Origin of the sequence: Blautia sp. OM07-19, assembly GCF_003481595.1 — a bacterium.
GTDB classification, from domain to species: domain Bacteria; phylum Bacillota; class Clostridia; order Lachnospirales; family Lachnospiraceae; genus Blautia_A; species Blautia_A intestinihominis.
Genome location: NZ_QULA01000003.1, coordinates 61,313 through 83,951, shown reverse-complemented (window position 1 = coordinate 83,951; position 22,639 = coordinate 61,313). Strand labels below are relative to the sequence as shown.

At 47.6% G+C, this 22,639-nt stretch carries 18 protein-coding genes and 1 tRNA gene; 18 read left to right on the top strand and 1 reads right to left on the bottom strand.

All coding sequences use genetic code 11. The features are described from left to right. Positions 1-44: 44 nt before the first annotated feature. From DXC01_RS03945 to DXC01_RS03910, 8 genes are all read left to right on the top strand, one after another. A tRNA-Thr gene (locus DXC01_RS03945) sits at positions 45-117 on the top strand. Positions 118-361: 244 nt separating this feature from the next. Further along, positions 362-1,669, top strand: a complete 1,308-nt coding sequence (locus DXC01_RS03940) for an amidohydrolase (protein ID WP_118698317.1) — start codon at positions 362-364, stop codon at positions 1,667-1,669. A gap of 24 nt (positions 1,670-1,693) precedes the next feature. Continuing rightward, positions 1,694-2,785, top strand: a complete 1,092-nt coding sequence (locus DXC01_RS03935) for an ABC transporter ATP-binding protein (RefSeq protein ID WP_022214577.1) — start codon at positions 1,694-1,696, stop codon at positions 2,783-2,785. Further along, entirely contained in the window at positions 2,782-3,636 is an 855-nt protein-coding gene (locus tag DXC01_RS03930) for an ABC transporter permease (RefSeq protein ID WP_022214578.1), read from the top strand. The genes DXC01_RS03935 and DXC01_RS03930 overlap by 4 nt, the downstream gene beginning before the upstream one ends. After that, positions 3,633-4,424, top strand: a complete 792-nt coding sequence (locus DXC01_RS03925; protein ID WP_022214579.1) for an ABC transporter permease — start codon at positions 3,633-3,635, stop codon at positions 4,422-4,424. Before DXC01_RS03930 ends, DXC01_RS03925 begins: the two co-directional genes overlap by 4 nt. A gap of 91 nt (positions 4,425-4,515) precedes the next feature. After that, positions 4,516-5,550 carry a polyamine ABC transporter substrate-binding protein gene (locus DXC01_RS03920; RefSeq protein ID WP_118698316.1) on the top strand — a complete coding sequence of 345 codons (1,035 nt, stop codon included), beginning with the start codon at positions 4,516-4,518 and terminating at the stop codon, positions 5,548-5,550. 21 nt (positions 5,551-5,571) lie between these two features. Further along, the gene (ptsP, locus tag DXC01_RS03915; protein WP_022214581.1) at positions 5,572-7,200 is read left to right on the top strand and encodes a phosphoenolpyruvate--protein phosphotransferase; all 1,629 of its coding nucleotides are present in this window, start codon (positions 5,572-5,574) and stop codon (positions 7,198-7,200) included. Between the two features lie 2 nt (positions 7,201-7,202). Continuing rightward, positions 7,203-8,342, top strand: a complete 1,140-nt coding sequence (locus DXC01_RS03910) for a DUF362 domain-containing protein (protein ID WP_022214582.1) — start codon at positions 7,203-7,205, stop codon at positions 8,340-8,342. A gap of 284 nt (positions 8,343-8,626) precedes the next feature. Here the strand turns inward: DXC01_RS03910 and DXC01_RS03905 are convergent, their stop codons facing one another. Beyond that, positions 8,627-9,496, bottom strand: a complete 870-nt coding sequence (locus DXC01_RS03905; protein WP_118251368.1) for a homocysteine S-methyltransferase family protein — start codon at positions 9,494-9,496, stop codon at positions 8,627-8,629. Between the two features lie 407 nt (positions 9,497-9,903). On the opposite strand from DXC01_RS03905, the gene DXC01_RS03900 reads away from it, so the two are divergent. From DXC01_RS03900 to mobB, 10 genes are all read left to right on the top strand, one after another. After that, positions 9,904-10,644 (top strand): DUF3825 domain-containing protein, encoded by a 741-nt coding sequence (locus tag DXC01_RS03900; RefSeq protein WP_022213565.1) that lies wholly within the window; start codon positions 9,904-9,906, stop codon positions 10,642-10,644. 221 nt (positions 10,645-10,865) lie between these two features. After that, on the top strand, positions 10,866-11,939 hold the full coding sequence (locus DXC01_RS03895; RefSeq protein WP_118251369.1) for an ABC transporter ATP-binding protein: 1,074 nt from the start codon (positions 10,866-10,868) through the stop codon (positions 11,937-11,939). Further along, positions 11,929-12,744, top strand: coding sequence for an ABC transporter permease (locus DXC01_RS03890; protein WP_022215665.1), 816 nt, complete (start codon positions 11,929-11,931; stop codon positions 12,742-12,744). The genes DXC01_RS03895 and DXC01_RS03890 overlap by 11 nt, the downstream gene beginning before the upstream one ends. Then, a complete protein-coding gene (locus DXC01_RS03885) occupies positions 12,741-14,621 on the top strand; it encodes an extracellular solute-binding protein (RefSeq protein ID WP_118698315.1) in 1,881 nt (626 codons plus the stop codon). Before DXC01_RS03890 ends, DXC01_RS03885 begins: the two co-directional genes overlap by 4 nt. Then, positions 14,618-15,274, top strand: a complete 657-nt coding sequence (locus tag DXC01_RS03880; protein WP_118698314.1) for a DUF3786 domain-containing protein — start codon at positions 14,618-14,620, stop codon at positions 15,272-15,274. The genes DXC01_RS03885 and DXC01_RS03880 overlap by 4 nt, the downstream gene beginning before the upstream one ends. Before the next feature lie 273 nt (positions 15,275-15,547). Then, entirely contained in the window at positions 15,548-16,030 is a 483-nt protein-coding gene (locus DXC01_RS03875; protein WP_118698313.1) for a complex I 24 kDa subunit family protein, read from the top strand. Then, the gene (locus DXC01_RS03870; protein ID WP_118698312.1) at positions 16,030-17,898 is read left to right on the top strand and encodes an NADH-ubiquinone oxidoreductase-F iron-sulfur binding region domain-containing protein; all 1,869 of its coding nucleotides are present in this window, start codon (positions 16,030-16,032) and stop codon (positions 17,896-17,898) included. Before DXC01_RS03875 ends, DXC01_RS03870 begins: the two co-directional genes overlap by 1 nt. Before the next feature lie 26 nt (positions 17,899-17,924). After that, complete coding sequence (fdhF, locus tag DXC01_RS03865; protein ID WP_118698311.1) at positions 17,925-20,630, top strand: formate dehydrogenase subunit alpha; 2,706 nt, start codon at positions 17,925-17,927, stop codon at positions 20,628-20,630. 225 nt (positions 20,631-20,855) lie between these two features. Continuing rightward, positions 20,856-22,061, top strand: coding sequence for a molybdopterin molybdotransferase MoeA (locus DXC01_RS03860; RefSeq protein ID WP_118698357.1), 1,206 nt, complete (start codon positions 20,856-20,858; stop codon positions 22,059-22,061). A gap of 13 nt (positions 22,062-22,074) precedes the next feature. Beyond that, complete coding sequence (gene mobB / locus DXC01_RS03855) at positions 22,075-22,620, top strand: molybdopterin-guanine dinucleotide biosynthesis protein B (RefSeq protein WP_118698356.1); 546 nt, start codon at positions 22,075-22,077, stop codon at positions 22,618-22,620. The last annotated feature ends 19 nt before the right edge of the window (positions 22,621-22,639 follow it).

Sequence of the window (22,639 nt, the reverse complement as noted above, 5' to 3'; positions counted from 1 at the left end):
TTTCTGAGAAATCAGGTATAATAATGGTTGTGTTTCAGACACAGGCTGGAATAGCTCAGTCGGTAGAGCACTTCACTCGTAATGAAGGGGTCGTGAGTTCGAGTCTCATTTCCAGCTTGCCATTATTGAATCCGGATACTTTGAACAGAGTATCCGGATTTTTGCGTTATCCGGCGTTTTTTTTGTGATTTTTCAGTGCTTGCATTGCTGAAAATTTATGTTATCATAAGGGGATAAAGGTTTATTGCTTTTATAACGTATTAACTTATGAAAGTGAAGGCTTTTGATCCATGCTCTATACCTGAGAAAGCTGTACAGATTTTGATGGATATAGAGGATATCAAGAGAGGATGTTAAACAAATGTTAGATAAAACAGAAGAAAAGATTCTTCAGAGAATTGATGCATACAGAGAGCAGATCATAAATTTTGCAGAAGATATCGCTTCACATCCGGAACCGGGATTTGAAGAGATACGGACAGCACAAAAAACAGCAGAGTGTCTCAGACAGCTGGGATATGAGGTGACGGAGCATCTTGCACGGACTGGTGTACGTGGTGACAGTCATCCTGCAGAAGGCCCGCATCTGACGATCATCGGAGAGATGGATGCAATCGGCTGTAAGGCACATCCTGTGTCGGATCCTGTCACCGGTGTGGCACATGCCTGCGGGCATCACGCACAGATGGCAGCAATGATAGGCTGTGCAGCGGCACTGGCAGATACAGAAATTCAGAAAGAGCTTGGCGGAAGCCTTTCTTTTCTTGCAGTTCCTGCTGAGGAATATATTGATGCAGATAAACGTGTCCGTCTTCAGAAAGAAGGAACAGAATTCTGCTGCGGCAAGAGCGAGATGATCCGCACAGGAGTTTTTGATGATACGGATATTGCGCTGACGACCCATGTGCATATGGTTCCGGTCGAGGAGGATTTTTACCTGGGAAATCCGGCGTGCAACGGTTACAGTGCAGAACGAGTCACTGTCAGAGGCAAGGCCGCACACGGGGCGATCGATCCGTGGAACGGTGTCAACGCCCTCAGCATCACGACCAGCGCGATCCAGATGATGGGACTGATGCGTGAGACTTTTCGGGAAGAAGACCATGTACGTCTCCACAATGTGATCCGCAAGGCAGGCGATGTCATCAACAGCGTGCCGGATGAAGCAGTCATAGAGACGAAGGTGCGGGCGGCTTCCCTTGAGAAGATCGAGGAGATCACCGACATGGTCAACCGTGCCTACGACGGGGCTGCTTATGCATTCGGCGGCAGGATCGAGCGGGAAATACTCCAGGGCTACATGCCGATCCTTCCGAGAGAGGCAGACACGGCACTTCTGGAGGCGGCGGAGGATCTGGACCTTGATTATCGCACCGTGCAGAAGGGCGACTTCAACAATGCCTGCACGGATGTAGGCGATCTGAGCCATCTGATGCCGGTCGTGAATTTTACATTCAAGGGCTTTGAAGGCAAACTCCATGGGGCAGACTTCCGTATCACAGATCCGGAAAAGGCATACATCCTTCCGGCAAAACTGCTTGCCCTGACCATGTACAAACTCTTAAGAAACGATGGAGAGCAGGCCAGAAAGATCTGCACAGAGTTTACCCCGGTTTTTGACAGAGAAAGTTACACGGCTTATATCAGAAAGCAGACAGACCAAAAATAAAACAGCAGGAGGACAGGCAGAAAAATGGCAGAAACATGTTTGGAATTAAAAAAGATCAAGAAATCCTTTTCAAAGGATGAAACCGTTCTCAAAGAGATCAGTCTTTCCATCGGAAAGGGTGAATTTATCACACTTCTGGGATCTTCCGGATGTGGCAAGACGACAACCTTACGTATTATCGCGGGCCTTGAGACACCGGATTCCGGTCAGGTATTTCTGGACGGCAAAGATGTGACAGATCTCGCACCGGAAGCGAGAGACGTAAACACAGTATTTCAGAATTACGCCCTGTTTCCGCATATGACCGTTGCAGACAATATCGGCTACGGACTGAAACTTAAGAAAGTTCCGAAAGCCGAGATCAGAAAACGTGTCGCCGAAATGCTGGAACTGGTACAGCTTCCGGGATATGAGAAGCGTAAACCGTCAGAGCTCTCCGGTGGACAGAGACAGCGAGTTGCGATCGCACGTTCTCTGGTAAATAATCCGAAGGTCCTTCTTCTCGATGAGCCTCTGGGAGCATTGGATCTCCAGCTCCGCCGCGCGATGCAGCTGGAACTTAAGAAATTACAGAAAAAACTTGGCATCACGTTTGTCTACATCACACATGACCAGGAAGAAGCGATCAATATGTCAGACCGTATCGCAGTCATGAACCAGGGAAGATTTGAGCAGATCGGTTCCCCGGATGAGATCTACAATCATCCAAAGACCAGCTATGTGGCAACTTTTGTCGGAAATGCAAACATCCTTAAGGGAACTGTAGAAGCAATGGAAAGCGATCAGGTGCGCGTAAGCCTTGCAGGAGGAACTGTTCTGGCAGCGGCAGACGGCAATGTTTTACAGGCAGGAACACCGGTGACACTGGCAGTCCGGAGCGAAAATATCGTTCTTGACGAAACCTGTCAGAAAGGTCTTGACGCAGAAGTAGTCGAGAAGAGTTTTGCCGGAGGTCTTCTCCGCGTTGTACTGAAACTTACCGACGGAACAGAAGTGATCGCAAGCAGATACGGCATCGATGCGAGCGTGCAGCCAGGACAGAAAGTAACCTGTTTCTTTGAACCGGAGAATGCCGTTCTGGTAGATCTTGACACAGAAAGCGGGGCAGAATCATGAAAAAAAAGAAATCCGGCTCTGTCTGGATGATCCTGCCGTTATACATCTTTACGATCATTTTTGTGGCAGGACCGCTGCTTTATATGCTGGCACTGAGCTTTGCACAGCCAAAAGCAGGACACGGCGTGGAGTGGACATTTACACTTGCAAATTATAAAAAGATCCTTGACCCTGTCTACATGCAGACCTTTACAGGATCTTTCCAGCTTGCCCTGACCAGTACCCTGATTATCTGCCTGGTCGGATATCCGTTTGGATATTTTATGGCAAAACTTTCCGACAAATGGAAAAAACGCGCGATGATCTTTCTGATGCTGCCGTTTTGGGTAAACTCCCTGATCCGACTTTACGGATGGATGATCATCCTTCAGACCAAAGGGCTTCTGAACCATGTGCTCAAAAGCCTTGGGCTGATCGAGAAGCCGCTTCGTATCCTTTACAGCTATCCGGCGATCGTGATCGGTATGACCTATGTGCTGCTTCCGTTTATGATCCTTTCTGTCTATTCCAGCGCGGAGAAACTGGACTGGTCGCTCGTCGAGGCGGCAAGAGATCTCGGAGCGAGCCCGTTTAAGGCTTTTTGGACAGTATCTTTCAAACTGACTCTGCCAGGTCTTCTTTCCGGTGTGATCCTGACATTTATCCCGTCCATGGGACTGTTTTTCATCGCAGATATCCTGGGTGGAAACAAGATCGTGCTTGTTGGAAGTCTGATCCAGGAACAGATGACAAGAGGAAATAACTGGCCGTTCGCGGCGGCACTGGCTGTGGTATTGATGATCCTTACGACACTGATGATCATGCTGTACCGCAAAGTCACAAATGCAAAAGAATTGGAGGGTGTGGGATGAAAAAGAATTCAAAACTCTCCAGGTTTTACCTTGGATTGATTTTTGTACTGATGTATCTGCCGATCGCAGTCGTCATCGTATTTTCTTTTAATGAATCAAAACTTCCGGTGCGTTTTACCGGATTTTCCCTGAAATGGTATCAGGAGCTTTTTTCTGACAGCGCAATGATCGAGGCACTTGGAAATAGTTTGTTCCTTGGAGTGGTAAGCTGCTTTGTATCGGCGGTGATCGGAACTCTTGGGGCAGTCGGGCTTTCCAGGATCCACTGGAAGACAAAGGGAATCTTGGAATATATTTCCATCCTGCCGCTGATGATCCCGGAAATCATCCTTGGTATGGTCCTGATGGCTTTTTTCTATATGATGAATCTGCCGTTTGGTATGCTGACGCTCCTGATCGGACACACCGTTTTCTGCGTGCCGTATATTCTTATGGAAGTAAAAGCACGCCTTGCGGGAATGGACCCGTCGCTTGAGGAAGCGGCGAGGGACCTTGGTGCAGGACCGTTTCGGGCATTTTGGGATATTATCCTTCCGCTCATCATGCCGGCGGTAATGTCAGGTTCCCTTCTGGCATTTGCAATGTCCATGGATGATGTGGTCATCAGTATTTTTATTAACGGACCGCGTCTTTCTACTCTGCCGATCAAGGTCTACACACAGATCAAGACAGGCGTGACCCCGGAGGTCAATGCACTCTGTACGATCATGCTGGCGGTGACCCTTCTGATCCTGCTCGTTTATACCGCAATAGGAAAGTTTACAGGCAGAAATCAGAAAAAGAATTAAGAAAGTCTTTTCAATGAAACAAAAGTAAGATATACTAAACATGTCTGGAGTTTGTTAAAATCGAAACAAGACAAGAAGAGGAGAAAAAGTTATGAAAAAATTAGTGGTATGTGCATTATGTGCGGCACTCGTAGTTCCAACACTCGCAATTTCTGTTCAGGCAGATGACTCCAAAGAACTGGTGCTCTACACATGGGAGAACATGTTCCCGCAGGAAGTTCTTGACGGATTCGAAGAAGAAACAGGAATCAAGGTCGTTTATTCTAATTTTGATACAGATGAAAACATGCTGGAGAAACTTTCCATGGCAAAAGGCGGAGATTATGATGTTGTCGTAGCAGATGACTATATCATCCAGACTGCCATCGAGGAAGGCCTGGTGGAGAAACTTGACACATCCAAGCTGTCAGGATGGGGAAACATCAACCCGCTTTATCAGGGACAGTTCTATGATCCGAACGATGAATATACAGCACCGTACGGCGCAGGTATTCCGCTGATCGTTTATGATCCGGATCTGGTTGACATTGACATCAAAGGATACAATGACCTCTGGGATGCATCCTTAGAGGACAGCATTGCGCTGACTGCAAACTACCGTGTGATCAACGGTATCACAAACCTTGCTCTTGGTCAGGATTTCAATGACCAGAACACAGATGATATCGCAAAAACAGGAGAAAAACTTCTGGAACTTGCGCCGAACGTGCGTCTGATCCAGGATGACAATACACAGGATTCTCTTCTCAACGGAGAGGCAGGCGTTGCATTTCTTTATACTTCTCAGGTAACAGCAGCCCTTCAGGAAAATCCGGATCTCAAAGTGGTATATCCGGAAGAGGGACTTGGCTTTGGCGTTATGGGAATGTTCATCCCGAGCCAGGCACCGGACAAGGATGAGGCTTATCAGTTCATGGACTACATCCTTCAGCCGGAAAACGCAGCAAAATGTTTCGATTATATCGGATATTACTGCACAAACAAAGCAGCAGATTCCCTGCTTGAGAATCAGGACCTTGTTGTTCCGGATTCTGTAACAGAAGGATCAGCAGTAGAAAACATCAGCGCGGAGGCAGATGAGGCCTACAATAAGAACTGGACGGAGTTCAAGGCTGCCTGCAACTGATAGAAACAAGGGGGAAGCAGGATGGAAATCTACAAAGGTATTGCTACCTTTTCGGGAATTGCCATCGGAAAAATCTTATATTACAGCAGAGGGGAATATCAGATACGTCAGTGTCTGGTAAGCAACATCAAAAAAGAGATCGAGGATTTTCGTAAAGCGAAGGAGCAGGCGGTAGCGAAGCTCAAAGAACTTTACGAAGCCAATAAATCTCTGAATGAGCAGGAGGCCAGGACTTTCCTTAATCAGGCAAAGCTCCTGGAATCCGGAAGCTTCCAGAATGCGATCGAGAGCAGCATTGCCAACGAAAAGGTCAATGCTGCTTATGCAGTTATGACAAACCGTGATGAGCTGGTAGAGACCTTCCGCAACCTGGAAGAACCGGTGATCCGTAAGAGGATTTCAGACATTCAGGAAATATCCAACCGTCTGATCCAGATTCTCGGCGGAGCGGCGATCCGGATCAATCTGGGAGAGGAACCGGTGATCCTGGTGGCAGAGGCTCTGTCACCGACTGAGATCATGGAGATGGACAAGGAGAAACTTCTTGCCGTTGTCATGCATCATGGATCAGCCGTTTCTCATGCCTCCATTATGACAAAGACAATGGAGATCCCAACTCTGGTAGACATTGCACCGGATGACGAGTGGGATGGTATGACCGCGATCGTGGATGGTTATACAGGAACCATGTATCTGAATCCGGATGCAGAGATCAAGAAAGAATACGAGATCCGTCTTGAGGCGGATCGAAGAGAACGAGAAGAACTTCTCAAACTCAAGACACAGAAGGATGAGACGAAGGATGGAACAAAGATCGGTCTGTACGCAAATATCGGCAACATGAGCGATCTGAGCAGTGTCCTTTTTTACGGGGCTTCCGGCATTGGGCTCCTTCGAAGTGAATTCCAGTATCTTGGAAGGGAAAACTATCCGAGGGAGAATGAGCTGTTTCATGCGTATAAGAAGCTGGCAGAGACGATGGGAGAGCGTACAGCAGTGATCCGTACCGCCGATCTCGGAGCTGACAAGCAGGCTTCTTATCTGGATATTCCGGCGGAGACCAACCCGATCATGGGAAACCGTGGCATCCGTCTTTGTCTTGACCGTAAGAAGATGTTCAAGGCACAGCTTCGTGCGATCTACCGTGCCAGTGCCTATGGTAATCTTGCGATGATGTATCCGATGATCGATTCCGAAGAAGAGATGGATCAGATCGAGGAGATCATTCAGGAGGTCAAGGCAGGACTCGATGAAAAAGAAATTCCTTACCGTAATATCAGGACAGGTATCATGATCGAGACACCGGCAGCGGTTATGATCAGCCAGGAACTGGCAAGGAGAGTCAACTTCCTGAGCATCGGAACAAATGACCTGACACAGTATACACTTGCTATGGATAGGCAGAATCCTCTGCTCAAGGACAAATACAACGATCATCACCCGGCGGTGCTCCGTATGATCAAGATGGTAGTGGAAGCTGCACATCAGGAGAACCGTCAGGCAGGGATCTGTGGTGAGATCGCAGCAGATACGGAACTGACAGAAACCTTCCTTCAGATGGGGGTTGATTTCTTGTCTGTAGTGCCGGCGTGCATCCTTCCGGTCAGAAAGGCGATCCGCGAGACAGATCTGAGTTCTCAGCGAGGGTGATTATGAATAAAAAAAGCAAAGTGATCCTTCTTCCCTGTAATTCTTACAGGGAAGAACTTGTTTATGAGAATCTGGAGACCGGCCTTGAACTTCTGGGCAGTCTCGAATCTATTGTCGGCAAAGAAGAATCGGTTCTTCTGAAACCTAACCTTCTCAAGAAAGCAGAAGTTGATAAAGCTGTTATCACACATCCTGTGATAGTTGGCATGTTTGCGAGGCTGATGCGGGAGAAGGGGTATCAGGATATTATTCTGGCAGATTCGTGCGGCAATGGAACAACAACGAAAGTCATTCACGGAACAGGTATGGATACCTATCTTGATAAATTTGATATTCCGGCGATCGACTATACCAAGGGGGTCCATGTGGAGAATCCGGATGGGATCCAGGCGAAAGAGTTTGTCCTTCCTGCGGAACTTCTGGAGAGGGACTGCGTGATCTCTCTGTGCAAGATGAAGACGCATGCACTGGAACGTATCACAGGGGCGGTCAAGAACAGTTATGGATTCATCTATGGATTTCACAAGGCGAAGGGGCATACTCTGTATCCGAGCGCGGACAGTTTCGCCAGAATGCTGGTGGATCTGAACCAGTATGTGAAACCACGGCTGTATATCATGGATGGAATTGTTGCGATGGAGGGGAACGGACCTGGCTCCGGCGATCCGGCTCCGATGAATGTGATATTGATGTCGCAAGACCCGGTCGCACTGGACAGTGTGTTTTGTCATCTGATCCATCTGAAACCGGAGATGGTCCCGACAAATTATCACGGTGAGAAGATGGGACTTGGAACCTGGAAGGAAGAAGAGATCGAGCTTCTGACACCCGGCGGTCCGATCCGTATGGAGGATGCGGTGGCACAGTACGGGAACCCATACTTTGATGTAGACAGGAGAGTGGCGCGTTCCGGTATGTGGGAGCGTCTGGCGAAGGCTCTGAATATTTTTCAGAAGAAGCCATATATCCAGTCAGACAAGTGTATCCGCTGCGGGATCTGCGTCAAGAGCTGCCCGGTCCCGGAGAAAGCTGTGAATTTCCGAAACGGCAGAGAAAACCCGCCGGTCTATGATTACAGGAAATGCATCCGCTGCTTCTGCTGCCAGGAAATGTGCCCGGAGAAAGCGATTCATGTGAAATGAGAGGCGTGGCTGGCATGAGGCATCGGGATGCGCGAGATACTTGTGTTTGATGCCGATTATTGTTGGAGACTGGGGTGTGTGGCATCGGAATTCCTAATGCCTCCTGAACTCGATGCTGAGTGTGGGGAAATGGATGGCACTAGACATCGGATTGTGGGAAATTAGAAACAGGGAACGGGGGCTTTTGGAGCTGCAAACCACGTTCCCTGTTGATTGTATTGAATATTGAGGAGGTGCTAGTGGCGCGTCCCCAGATAGGATGATGTCCTGTGAACAGGTGCGAGTTATCGGATGCTATCGTGCAGTGCCTTGATAAATGCCGGAGTTGTTCCGCAGCATCCACCGACGACGGATGCGCCGCTTTCAATCAGAACTTTCATATAAGATGCAAAATCTTCTGCATTCATGCTGTATACGGCCTGTCCTTTGTCATCGATGGTCGGCATGCCGGCGTTTGGTTTGGCGATGACTGGGATGGATACATTTTCTTTGATGCTTCGTACGACGGATACAAGCTGGTCCGGTCCGACGGAACAGTTGATACCGACTGCGTCTGCACCGGCTGCTTCAAGAGAAACAGAAGCTTCGATAGCATTGCCGCCGCTGAAGATACTTCCATCCGCCTCTACAGTCATGGTGCACATGATCGGAAGATCACATACAGAACTTGCAGCGTCGACTGCGGCGAGAGTTTCTTCGATGTTGATCATGGTCTCTGCTGCGATCAGGTCAATGCCTGCATCGGCAAGGATACGAACCTGTTCCTGGTACATATCAAAAGCTTCTGTGTAGGTATAATTACCATCTGCAGTGATAAAAGAACCGGAAGTCGTGATATCACCGGCTACGTAGACACCATTTCCGGCGAGTTCTCTGGAATATCCGACGAGAGTACGGTTGATCTCCTCGATACGGTCTGTCAGTCCATGTTTGGCAAGATTCATACGGTTTCCGCCAAAAGTCGGAGCATAGATGACTTGGCTTCCAGCCTGGATATAGGCGCGCTGGAGATCCTGGATGACATCCTTATGGTCAATAACCCAGGTCTCGGTACAGATGCCGCGCGGCATGCCGCTCGCCATCAGATTGGAACCGGTAGCTCCATCCAGAATCAGGATATTTTCGGTCAGTTTACGGAATTCTTCTTTTGTCATGAGTTTGTTGCCTCCTTGATGAAAAATAAAATGTATAAGCAACTTACCTGGCAAGCTCCGCATTTCCGTCGGAAGGTGCTTATTTCAGTTTCCTATTATAGCATGGGATGTTTTGAATGTCGAGATGTGGTTCCTATTTACAGGTAATATCCCGCGAGGTGTTTTGCCATGAATATGACAAAATCCCGATAACGAGATGCGATATCTGTCGACATTTGTCGATGGAAAAAAGTTGCTGTTTTTATCAAAATATGGTAGCTTAAAAATATAATCTTTACCCGGCAGTTCTGTCGGTGAATTTCCCAAAATAATATTATATCAGGGTACAAAATTTCAGAGTCCATTCCTGCCTGCGGGAAATGGAAACTGGTTTTGCAGAAAAAATAAAAAGTTTATAAGGAGGCATCATGAATTTATTCGACTATACGTACTGCGGGAATTATAACCGGCAGATACAGAATCTCTCCAGGATCGTTCCGGAGAAATGGAGTTTTGGCAGCACAGAAGACAATGGAATCCTCAAAGGTTATCTGGAGCACACTTTTCAGAGGGTATATGAGGAAGGCAAAATACTGGAAACAGATAACTATGCAATTTTTAATACAGGATTATTTAATCGCTATTATCAGCCGGTCTATGTTTATTTTATCCCAAATCTTGTCCCGGACAGGCAGAGATGGTTCCTGGAGGGATTTTATACGGAATACAATCTTCTCAAAGCTGGAATTGTAGACCTTCCGGAACGTGCAGAATATGTGCAGAACCCAGCAGAGCTTGTCTTTGATATCGGACTGGATATTGTTCCACAGTATGAGCACATTTTTGAGGAAGCAGAGAATAGCCAGCGTCTTCCGGAAACGATCCGCAACAGCGTCATGAAAGTCCAGCTTTTTGACGGGGCACTGCGGCAGACGAAGCGGATGCTGGAAGCAGATTACCGCACTGCGATCCCTCAGTATTATAATCACGGCATTCAGTTTCTCATCCCTGTATGTCTGCAGGACCCTGCAAAAGCAGACCTCGCCCTCGCCTGCGTCAAGACAGAAGACGGCAATAAATACCTCGGCAGGACGTGCCTCACCCTCAAAATGGCCTATCACAACGCAAGACTTCTGGCAAAGATCCACAGCAGCTGGCTATGTCCGTAACTAAAGCAACACTGTAAAAACCACTCGTTCATAACGAACGTGGTGGCTTTTACAGTGTGCTGGCAAACAAGAGAAAGCACGTGTGAACTCCATATAAATAAAGGTTGTAAAAATATCGTAAAATCTATTGAAATCGAAATGTTTTTGTGATACAAAAGTAAAGTTACCATTCATATATTTTTCATTTCAAAAGAGGGGATATTTTTAGGGAGGAACAGCCAATGAGCAATAAGCTGATCGACTTGATCGACATTTCCAAATCCTACGGGATGCAGACAGTTCTGGATGAACTGAATCTTTATATCAGGGAGAATGAATTCCTGACACTTCTTGGACCGAGTGGATGTGGAAAAACTACCACACTTCGTATTTTGGGAGGCTTTGAGATGCCGGATAAGGGTCGTGTGATCTTTGACGGGCAGGATATCACTGATCTTCCGCCTAATAAGCGACAGCTGAATACCGTATTTCAGAAGTATGCGTTATTTACACATATGAATATTGCGGAGAATATTGCCTTTGGATTAAAGATAAAAAATAAAAGTAAACAATATATCCATGACAAGATCAAATACGCACTGAAACTCGTCAACCTGGACGGCTTCGAGAACCGTATGCCGGACTCCTTAAGTGGCGGCCAGCAGCAGCGTATCGCTATCGCAAGAGCAATCGTAAATGAGCCGAAGGTCCTTCTTCTGGATGAGCCTCTGGGCGCTCTGGACCTCAAGATGCGCCAGGATATGCAGTACGAGCTGATCCGTCTCAAGAATGAGCTGGGGATCACTTTCCTGTATGTAACACATGATCAGGAAGAAGCCCTTACCATGTCTGACACTATCGTAGTTATGAACCAGGGTTACATCCAGCAGATCGGAACTCCGGAGAAAATCTACAACGAGCCGGAGAATGCTTTCGTGGCAGATTTTATCGGTGAGAGTAATATCATTTCTGCAACGATGGTGCAGGATCGTCTTGTCAAGATCCTCGGAGTGAATTTCCCGTGCGTGGACGAAGGATTCGGACAGAACAAACCGGTTGACGTTGTTATCCGTCCGGAGGATATCGACCTTCTCAAACCGGGTGAAGGAAGCATCGACGGTGTTGTCACACACCTGATCTTTAAAGGTGTTCATTATGAGATGGAAGTCATGGCAAATAACTATGAATGGCTGGTACACAGCACAGATATGTTCCCGGTTGGAACGGAAGTCAGCATCCATGTAGATCCGTTTGACATCCAGATCATGAAAAAACCGGAATCAGAAGATGAGGAGGCGGTAAACATTGAAGAATAAGCGTCTGCTTGCCGGACCTTATCTTTTCTGGTCCGCATCTTTTGTCGTGATCCCGCTTCTGGTGATCGTTTATTATGCATTTACCAGCGATGAGGGAACTTTTACATTTTCAAACCTGGCACAGATCACGACACCGGAGAATCTGAAGGCTCTGGGAATGTCCATCCTTCTGTCTTTCTTAAGTACCGCGATCTGTCTGATCCTTGCCTATCCGCTGGCAATGATCCTGAGCCAGAATAAAGTCAGTCAGACAAGTTTTATCGTGCTGATCTTTATCCTGCCGATGTGGATGAACTTTCTTCTCCGCACCCTGGCATGGCAGACACTGCTTGAAAAAAACGGTGTCATCAACAGCGTGTTGAGTTTCCTGCATCTGTCGGCACTGGAGATCATCAATACACCGTATGCGATCATCCTTGGTATGGTGTACAACTTCCTGCCGTTCATGGTGCTTCCGATCTATAACGTACTGATCAAGATCGACAGCAATGTTATCAACGCGGCACGTGACCTGGGAGCAAATCCGGTACAGACTTTCTGCAAGGTTATTTTTCCGCTGAGTATCCCGGGCGTGATCAGCGGTATCACTATGGTATTTGTACCGGCACTGACAACATTCGTTATCTCCGACCTTCTGGGAGGCGGTAAGATTCTCCTGATCGGAAACGTGATCGAGCAGTCCTTTAAACAGAACAGCAACTGGCATGTCGGAAGTGGACTTTCTCTTGTGCTGATGGTATTCATCATTGCAAGTATGGCACTTGTGGCAAAATACGACAACGAAGACGGGGGTGCGACATTTTGATCAGAAAATACTTACAGAAAATATACCTGGCTCTTATTTTTATTTTGCTGTATGCACCGATCGTGACGCTGGTCGTGCTGTCCTTTAACCAGTCCAAGACGAGAGCGAAGTGGGGCGGATTTACCCTGAAATGGTACAAAGAACTGTTCCAGAACGAACAGATCATGAGTGCCTTTTATACGACACTGATCATTGCCTTTGTCTCAGCGGCGATCGCAACGATCATCGGAACGGCAGCAGCAATCGCCATTCAGGGAATGAAGCAGAAATGGAAGACCATGTACATGGGTCTTACCAACATCCCGATGATGAATGCAGAGATCGTTATGGGTGTGTCATTGATGCTTCTCTTTATTGCTTTTCACATGACACTTGGTTTCGGCACCATCCTGATCGCGCATATTACGTTCAATATTCCGTATGTGATCCTGAGTGTGTCACCGAAGCTGAAACAGACAAACCGTTATACATATGAAGCGGCAATGGACCTCGGGGCATCCCCGGTCAAGGCTTTCTTCAAGGTGGTTTTCCCGGATATCGTGCCGGGAGTCCTCTCCGGATTTATGCTGGCGTTTACCATGTCCCTGGATGATTTCGTTATCACCCACTTTACCAAGGGACCTGGGATCGACACACTTTCCACCAAGATCTATACAGAGGTACGAAAGGGAATCAAACCGGAGATCTATGCACTTTCCACGATCATGTTCGTGACGGTGCTTGTCCTTCTGATCCTGGTCAACTATTCTCCGAAGGAAGAAGAGGAGACCACAGCCAGAAAGAAAGTCCGCAGACCATCCAAAGTCAAGAAGATCATCATCCGCCGTGTAATCCCGGTGACGATCTGCATCCTCTTTATCGGAGGCGGATTCTACTATGCGGAAGAAAGTGGTGTCGTGAATGATGATAAACTGGTTGTTTACAACTGGGGTGAATACATCGATCCGGAAGTCCTGACCATATTTGAGGAAGAGACAGGGATCAATGTTGTTTACGAAGAATTTGAGACAAACGAGATCCTTTATCCGAAGGTAAGTTCCGGTGCAATCGCATACGACGTGGTCTGCCCGAGTGATTATATGATCCAGCGAATGATCGAGAATGACCTGCTTACAGAGATCAACTTTGACAACATTCCGAATATCAAGAATATCGGCAAGCAGTATATGGAACAGTCCAGACAGTTTGACCCGGAGAATAAATATTCCGTACCATACTGCTGGGGAACTGTCGGTATCCTTTACAACAAGACTATGGTGGATGAGCCGGTCGACAGCTGGTCGATCCTCTGGAATCCAAAATACAAGGACAACATTCTGATGCAGGATTCTGTCCGCGATGCGTTTGGTGCGACACTGAAATATCTCGGATATTCTCTGAACTCCACCGACCTTGATGAGCTGACGGAAGCTAAGAACCTTCTGATCGAGCAGAAACCTCTGGTGCAGGCTTATGTCATCGACCAGGTGCGTGACAAGATGATCGGAAACGAGGCAGCTCTTGGCGTGATCTATTCCGGTGAGGCAATCTACACACAGAAAGAAAATCCGAACCTGGAATACGTGATCCCGAAGGAAGGCTCCAATATCTGGATCGATTCCTGGGTAATTCCGAAGAATGCAGAGCACAAGGAAAATGCAGAAAAATTCATCAACTTCCTCTGCAGACCGGACATTGCGCTGATGAACTTTGAATATATCACTTACTCCACACCGAATGAGGCCGCAAGAGAGCTGATCGAGGATGAATCCATCCGAAACAGTGAGATCGCTTTCCCGGATCTTTCCAAGTATGACAATCTGGAAACTTTCCAGTATCTTGGAACAGAGGCGGATCAGGTATACGGAGATCTGTGGAACAAGGTAAAATCATCATGAAAACAAACGAAAAAGTATCCAATTATATAAAACTCTGCAGCGAATGGGCAGAGAAATTCCTTCAGATGGACAAAGAAGAATTAAAGAAAAGACTTCCTGAACTGAAAGAAGAGGACGGTTATCTCAAGATCACACACTTCGGAGTCCCGTTTGGGATCCGCCTGGATGATGGCAGGATCGACCGCTTGGATGGAAAAGGCGAAGCAAATGCGACGGAGATGCTGAACATCTATACGCTTCTCGGCTATGTCAGGGAAAATGCTTTCTTCATGGACAAGTGGGTGCCGTTTGCGGATCTCCGTGATGCGAGACCTTTTGGACCCGCATACAAGATCGGTGTGACGGATGTGTTCGCGGCGACTTTTTCCGGCCATGCGAAGAAACTTAAGGAGGCTTTTCTTAAGCTGAACGGTACAGAACTTCCGCAAGGAGATGTCGGCTACCAGATCAATGCTTTTGAATGCGAACCAATGCGGTTCTATTTCTGGGACTGTGACGATGAATTTGAGGCACAGGGAAATATCCTGTTTGATTACAGCGCGACAGATTTTAACCATGTGGAGAGCGCTGTCTCCACGGCAGAGATGGGCGTAAAGAGACTGGCAGAGCTGGCGGGACTTCCGCTTCGTGGGAAATCCTTCGGTATGCAGTAAGCTGCCATAAAATCAAGAAATATCAACAGACAAAGACACTGGAATGAAAAAAGACATTTCAGTGTCTTTTTGTGCATTATTTTGAAAAAATGTCGAGTTAACTATAACTTACCGAGTTGTTTTGTAAAATTATACAAAAAGCAACTGCAAAATCAGGACTAAAATAAGCAAAATACACAAAAAATACTTGAAATATGAAAAAACATCTTCTATAATAAAAATATATGTGGGAGCAATGCAAAAACACAGTGAACGTGAAAAGGAGGGAACTGAATGTTAGACAAATCATACTATGATAAGGCAGATGAGGTCATTGCTGTTTATGGACGCAAGCCGGATTCTCTGATCCCGATCATGCAGGATATTCAGGCTGCGTATCGTTATCTGCCGAAAGAACTTCTGAACTATGTAGCAGATGAGATCGGGGTAACCCGTTCAAGAGCATATAGTGTGGCAACATTCTATGAGAATTTTTCATTCGAAGCAAAAGGTAAATATGTGATCAAGGTATGTGACGGAACTGCCTGTCATGTAAGGAAATCCGTACCGGTCAGAGAAGCCCTGATGAAGGAGCTTGGACTGAATGACAAGAAGCACACCACAGACGATATGCTTTTTACAGTAGAGATTGTATCCTGTCTGGGTGCGTGTGGACTTGCACCAGTCATGATGGTTAATGATGACGTTCATCCGAAGATGACCCCGGATCTGGCAGTAGAGCTGATCCACAAACTGCGAGAGGGAGGTGCCGAGTAATGTTTTTACATAACAGAGAAGAACTTCAGAATCTGCGCAAAGAAGCAGAGGAACGTCTGCATGCAGCGAAGCTCCGCGTCCTGGTCTGTGCAGGAACCGGATGTATTGCCAGCGGCTCCAAGGAAATTTATGACAAGATGGTAGAACTGTCCGAGGGAAACGGACAGGTTTCTGTAGAATTTGAAGGAGAAGTTCCGCATCCTGAGATCAGAAAGAGCGGATGCCACGGATTCTGTGAGATGGGACCTCTGATGAGGATCGAGCCTCTCGGAATCCTCTATATCAAAGTCAAAGTTGAGGACTGCGAAGAAATTTATGAGAAGACGATCTGCCAGGGACAGCCGATCGAGAGACTGCTGTATCATAAGGACGGACAGGTTTACCAGAGTGAGGAATCCATTCCGTTCTATGCTGGACAGATGCGTTTGGTACTTAAGAACTGCGGACATATCGACGCAGAGAATATCGAGGAGTATATCGCTGTAGGCGGCTATTCTGCACTGGAGAAGGTACTTTTTGACATAGACAAGGATACAGCACTGGATATGATGGAAGAATCCGGTCTCCGTGGACGAGGCGGCGGTGGATTCCCGGCCGGCAGGAAATGGAAACAGGTTGCCCGCCAGAAGGAAACCCAGCGTTACGTTGTATGTAATGGTGACGAGGGTGACCCGGGTGCATTCATGGATCGAAGCATCATGGAAGGTGACCCGCACAAGATGCTCGAGGGTATGCTGATCGGTTCTTATCTGACCGGTGCACAGAATGCATACATCTATGTACGTGCCGAGTATCCTCTGGCAGTAGAGCGTTTGCAGAAGGCAATCACACAGGCAGAGGAGCATGGTCTGATCGGTGACAATGTCCTCGGAACAGATTTCTGTATCCACTTCCACATCAACCGTGGAGCAGGAGCTTTCGTCTGTGGTGAGGGTAGTGCCCTGACAGCTTCTATCGAAGGTAAGAGAGGTATGCCGCGTGTGAAGCCGCCGCGTACAGTAGAGCAGGGACTTTTTGCAAAACCAACCGTATTAAACAACGTTGAGACTTATGCCAACGTACCGATGATCATCACCAATGGTGTTGAGTGGTACAGAAGCATTGGTACAGAAGGAAGCCCGGGAACCAAGGCATTCGCACTTACCGGTAACGTAAACAATACCGGTCTTATCGAAGTTCCGATGGGAACCACACTCCGTACCATCATTTATGATATCGGAGGCGGTCTCAAGGGCGGCGGTAAATTCAAAGGTGTTCAGATCGGTGGACCTTCCGGCGGATGTCTCGTAGAAGAGAATCTGGACGTTCCGCTTGATTTTGACCAGGTTAAGAAATACAATGCGATCATCGGTTCCGGCGGTCTGGTTGTTATGGACGAGAGCACCTGTATGGTCGATGTTGCGAAATTCTTCATGGGATTCACTCAGAGAGAATCCTGCGGGAAATGCGGTCCGTGCCGAATCGGAACGAAGCGTATGCTCGAACTCCTTGAGAAGATCACAGACGGCAAGGGCGAGATGGAAGACCTTGACAAACTGGAAGAAACAGCGAAATTCATCCAGGCGCGTTCTCTCTGCGGACTTGGCAAGAGTGCACCTCTTCCGGTCCTCAGTACGCTCAAGAACTTCCGTGACGAATATATCGAACATATCGTAGAGGGTAAATGCCGTGCCCATGTCTGCGAGGCAATGAAAGTTTACGAGATCGATCCTGAGAAATGTAAAGGATGTACGAAATGTGCACGTAACTGTCCGGTTGGTGCGATCGCAGGCGAGAAGAAACAGCCGCACAAGATTGATCCGTCCAAATGTATCAAATGCGGAAGTTGTATGGACAACTGCCCGTTTGGTGCGATCGGCGTGAAATAAACAGATGCAGAAAAGGAGGGAACGACATGATTCATTTGACGATTGATGGCAAGCCTGTTGAAGTCGAGAAGGGTACGACCATCCTTCACGCAGCCAAGAAGGTAGGGATTACGATTCCTACTCTGTGCTATATAGAAGATCTACTGCCGGACGGTTCCTGCCGTTTATGTGTAGTTGAAGTAAAGAATAATGGAAGAACAAAAATAGATACCGCCTGTACGATGCAGGTTTCTGAGGGTGACGAAGTTTTCACCATGTCAGAAAAAGTAGTCGAGTCAAGAAAACAGACACTGGATCTGCTTCTGTCCGACCACAACACTCACTGTTTCTCCTGTCCGGGCAACGGTGACTGTAAACTCCAGGACTATGCTTATGAGTATGGTGTAGAAACATCAAGTTATACAGGAGCGAAGAGCGGTGGAGAGATTGATGATTCCAACAAATTTTTTACCTATGATCCAAGCCTCTGTATCCTGTGCCACAGATGTGTCAACACCTGTAACCAGATCGTAGGAAGAGGCGCGATCGCAACTCTGGAACGTGGTTTCCAGTCCGTGATCGGAAACGGTGAAGGTCTCTGGGCAGACGGCACCTGCGAGTCCTGCGGAAACTGTGTACAGGCATGTCCGACCGGTGCGCTCACCATGAAACGAAGAAAGAAATACCGTGCATACCAAATCGACAAGAAAGTCCTTACTACCTGCCCGCACTGTGCGACAGGATGTCAGTATTACCTGCTTGTCAAGGACGGTAAGATCGTAGATACAGAAGCTTATGACGGACCGTCAAACAAAGGACTTCTCTGTGTTAAGGGACGAAGCGGAAGCTTTGACTTCGTACATCATCCGTCCAGGATCACAGATCCGCTGATCAAGAACAAAGAAACCGGTAAATTTGAGAAAGCAACCTGGGACGAGGCTCTTGATCTGGTTGCATCCAAATTTATGGAGATCAAGAAGAAATATGGTTCCGAATCTCTGGCTGGTTTTGCATGCTCCCGTTCACCGAACGAGGATATCTACATGGTCCAGAAGATGGTCCGTACCTGCTTCGGAACCAACAATACCGATAACTGTGCACGTGTATGCCACTCCGCATCTGTAGCAGGTCTGGCGATGACACTTGGTTCCGGTGCAATGACCAACCCAATCGAGGATATTACCAAGAAACCAGATGTGATCATGCTCGTAGGTTCCAACCCGGAAGAAGCACATCCGGTTGTAGGTATGCAGATCCGTCAGGCAGTACAGCGTGGCTGCAAGCTGATCGTTGTTGACCCGCGTGACATCGATCTTGCAAAACATGCAGACATCCATCTGAAACTGAAACCAGGTACCAACGTTGCATTTGCAAATGGTATCATGAACGTTATCATTTCCGAAGGACTCCAGGATGACAAATTCATCGCAGAGAGAACCGAAGGTTATGAGAAGATCAAAGAGATCGTTAAGGATTACACACCGGAGCGTGTAGCCCAGATCTGCCACATCGATGCAGACGACTTAAGAAAAGCTGCGATCATGTACGCAAAAGCCGACAAGGCTCCGATCATCTACTGTCTTGGTGTAACCGAGCATTCCACTGGTACAGAGGGCGTTATGTCCATGTCCAATATGGCACTTCTGGTTGGTAAACTTGGCCGTGAGGGCTGTGGTGTCAACCCGCTCCGTGGTCAGAACAACGTACAGGGAGCCTGCGATATGGGTGCATCTCCTGGAGACTTCCCGGGATATCAGAAAGTAGCCAACCCGGAAGTAATTGCCAAATTTGAAAAAGCATGGAACACCAAGCTGAACACGAATCCGGGACTTCATGCAACAGAGGTATTCCCGGCAGCGATCAAGGGCGACATCAAAGGCCTTTATATCTATGGAGAGGACCCGGTTGTTACCGACCCGGATACACATCATATCATCAAGGCACTGGAAAGCCTGGAATTCTTTGTGATCCAGGAACTCTTCATGACAGAGACCGCAGAATATGCAGATGTCATCCTTCCAGGTGTCAGCTATGCAGAAAAAGAGGGAACCTTTACAAATACAGAGCGTCGTGTACAGCGTGTGCGTAAAGCAGTGACAATTCCAGGAAATGCAAGATTGGATACCGATATCCTTATTGATCTGATGAACCGTATGGGATATCCGCAGCCGCACCTGACTTCCGCCCAGATCATGGATGAAATCGCATCTGTAACACCATCCTTCGGCGGAATCAGCCATGCACGTCTGGACAGCGAAGAAGTAGGCGGCAAGGGCCTCCAGTGGCCATGCCCGACCAAGGATCATCCTGGAACACCGATCATGCACGTCGGCAAATTTGCGAGAGGACTTGGATGGTTCTATCCGGCAGAGTACATTCCGTCAGCAGAGCTTCCGGATGAAGAATATCCGATCATCCTTATGACCGGACGAATCCTGTATCATTACACAACAAGAGCAATGACAGGAAAGACACCGGAACTGATGGAAATCGAGGGCAGATCCTTCATCGAAATGAATGAGCAGGATGCTGAGAAACTGGGAATCAAGAACGGCGACAGAGTACGTGTGACCTCCAGACGAGGACAGATCGAATCCACCGCCCGTGTGGGAACCAAAGTATCCAAGGGAGAATCCTGGATGCCATTCCACTTCCCGGATGGAAATGCAAACTGGCTGACAAATGCAGCACTTGATAAATATGCAAGAATCCCGGAATACAAAGTATGTGCGATCCGAATTGAAAAAGCATAAGATCAGATGTTATAAATGATTCAGAACAGAGGATATTTTCAGAGACCGGAGAGGTGTCGAAAATATCCTCTGCTTTTTTGTTCAAAAGAAGCGAAAAGGTTGAGCTTTTTTTGTCTATATGTTACAATAAATCGAAAACAGGATTGTGACATTTTGTTGAGAAAAAATATCATTAATCAGACACCAGTTTGGAAAACGATGTTTGAAGGACAGGGGAGAAATGTTTTGGAAAATCTCAGGGTAGAAGAAGCAATTGAGCAATTGCTGATGTATACGAAAGCGGTACAGGAAGCGGAAACTGTGTCTTTACTTTCAGCAAACGGCAGGATACTGGCAGAGGACATGAAAGCAGAGAGAGACAATCCTCCATTTGACCGTGCACCGGTAGATGGCTATGCCTGTAAGGCTGAGGATCTGGCGGGAGCACTGCCGGAAAAGCAGGTCACACTCAAAGTGATCCGGGAAGTTGATGCCGGAGAATATTTTGACGGAACCGTGCAGCACGGGGAAGCGGTACGTATTATGACAGGTGCGGCGATTCCGGCAGGATGTAACTGCTGCGTCAGACAGGAAAATACGGATTATGGAGAGGATACCGTACAGATCTACAAGAGCATGGAACAGTGGGAGGACTACTGTTTTCAGGGTGAAGACTTTAAGAAAGGTACAGTTTTACTGAAAAAGGGTACAAAACTCAGTTTTATAGAGATAGGAATCCTTGCCAGCATGGGTGTGGCAGAAGTTCCTGTTATAAGACGGGCGAGAGTTGCGGTCCTGACAACCGGTGATGAAGTGATGAAGCCGGGAGAAGAACTGAAACTGGGCAAGATCTATGACTGCAACCAGAGTCTCCTTGCAGCGAGACTGATGGATTTTGGCGCAGAACTGACACGGATCGATAAGATCCCGGACAACCCGCAGGATATGGCAGAGGCAGTCAGAGAAGCGGCGGAGGTTTCAGATCTGATCATTACAACGGGCGCGGTATCCGTAGGCAAGAAGGATATCATGCACGAGGTAGTCCGGATCCTGGGAGCACAGAGGATTTTTTGGCGGCTTGAGATGAAGCCGGGAATGCCGACGCTTTTTTCTGTCTATGAAGGCACACCGATGCTCAGTCTTTCTGGAAATCCTTTTGGGGCGGCGGTATCTGTGGATCTTCTGATCCGTCCGATGATCCAGAAGCTGACACAGGACGACACACTTCGTCCGGTAAGGAAGAAATGTACTCTGACGAATGATTTTGGTAAGAGTGTCGGAGGACGCCGTTATGTACGTGCGGTCACAGACGGAGAAACCGTGACGATCCCTACCAAGATCCATTCGAATGGAATCCTTTCGACCATGGCAGGATGTAACTGTCTGATCGAGATGCAGAAGGGAAAGACCGGAAGTCATGCAGGAGAAGAAGCGGAAGTTCTTCTTCTGTGACAGGATGAGCGAAATGAAAGAACAGAAGGGTCAGCTGATACTGGCGGTAAGCGGAGTCAAAAATTCGGGAAAAACAACATTGATCGCATCACTTTTGTCGAAGCTGAAACAAAAAGGTCTTAAAGCTGCTGTGATCAAGCATGACGGGCATGAGTTTGAAGCGGATATACCGGGGACAGACACCTGGAGATTCGGGGAAGCCGGAGCCTGCGGGACGCTTGTTTTTTCCGGGACAAAATATATGATGGTCAAATATCAGCCGTCACCAGAGACGGACGAACTGATCGCCTGCTTTCCTGAGGCAGATGTGGTCTTGCTGGAGGGTTTTAAATATTCGGAATACCCCAAGATCGAGGTCATACGACGGGGAAATTCTTCGAGATCTGTCTGTGATCCGAGATTCCTTCTGGGAATCGTGACGGATCTTCGAAGGGAAGAACTGGATGCGGCGGGAAGCGCTTTGCTGGAAGAATTGCCATTTTTTGACCTGAATGAAACAGAAGTTCTGTCGGATTGGATTTATTGCTTATGGAGACAGAGACAGACCGGACGGCAATGACCAGCACAGCAAAAATGAG